The 927-nt window shown below is 56.0% G+C and carries 1 protein-coding gene; it reads left to right on the forward strand.

From position 1 onward, the window contains the following. The coding region (gene lacI / locus O3Q52_RS53585; protein ID WP_269655611.1) for a DNA-binding transcriptional repressor LacI at positions 1-796 on the forward strand (796 nt) is incomplete at its 5' end. Positions 797-927 lie beyond the last annotated feature (131 nt).

The following is a 927-nucleotide window of genomic DNA, read 5'->3' on the forward strand; positions in this document are numbered from 1 at the left end:
GTCGATGGTAGAACGAAGCGGCGTCGAAGCCTGTAAAGCGGCGGTGCACAATCTTCTCGCGCAACGCGTCAGTGGGCTGATCATTAACTATCCGCTGGATGACCAGGATGCCATTGCTGTGGAAGCTGCCTGCACTAATGTTCCGGCGTTATTTCTTGATGTCTCTGACCAGACACCCATCAACAGTATTATTTTCTCCCATGAAGACGGTACGCGACTGGGCGTGGAGCATCTGGTCGCATTGGGTCACCAGCAAATCGCGCTGTTAGCGGGCCCATTAAGTTCTGTCTCGGCGCGTCTGCGTCTGGCTGGCTGGCATAAATATCTCACTCGCAATCAAATTCAGCCGATAGCGGAACGGGAAGGCGACTGGAGTGCCATGTCCGGTTTTCAACAAACCATGCAAATGCTGAATGAGGGCATCGTTCCCACTGCGATGCTGGTTGCCAACGATCAGATGGCGCTGGGCGCAATGCGCGCCATTACCGAGTCCGGGCTGCGCGTTGGTGCGGATATCTCGGTAGTGGGATACGACGATACCGAAGACAGCTCATGTTATATCCCGCCGTTAACCACCATCAAACAGGATTTTCGCCTGCTGGGGCAAACCAGCGTGGACCGCTTGCTGCAACTCTCTCAGGGCCAGGCGGTGAAGGGCAATCAGCTGTTGCCCGTCTCACTGGTGAAAAGAAAAACCACCCTGGCGCCCAATACGCAAACCGCCTCTCCCCGCGCGTTGGCCGATTCATTAATGCAGCTGGCACGACAGGTTTCCCGACTGGAAAGCGGGCAGTGAGCGCAACGCAATTAATGTAAGTTAGCTCACTCATTAGGCACCGGGATCTCGACCGATGCCCTTGAGAGCCTTCAACCCAGTCAGCTCCTTCCGGTGGGCGCGGGGCATGACTATCGTCGCCGCACTTATGA

The organism is Streptomyces sp. ActVer (genome assembly GCF_027270795.1).
In the GTDB taxonomy this organism is placed as follows: domain Bacteria; phylum Actinomycetota; class Actinomycetes; order Streptomycetales; family Streptomycetaceae; genus Streptomyces; species Streptomyces umbrinus_A.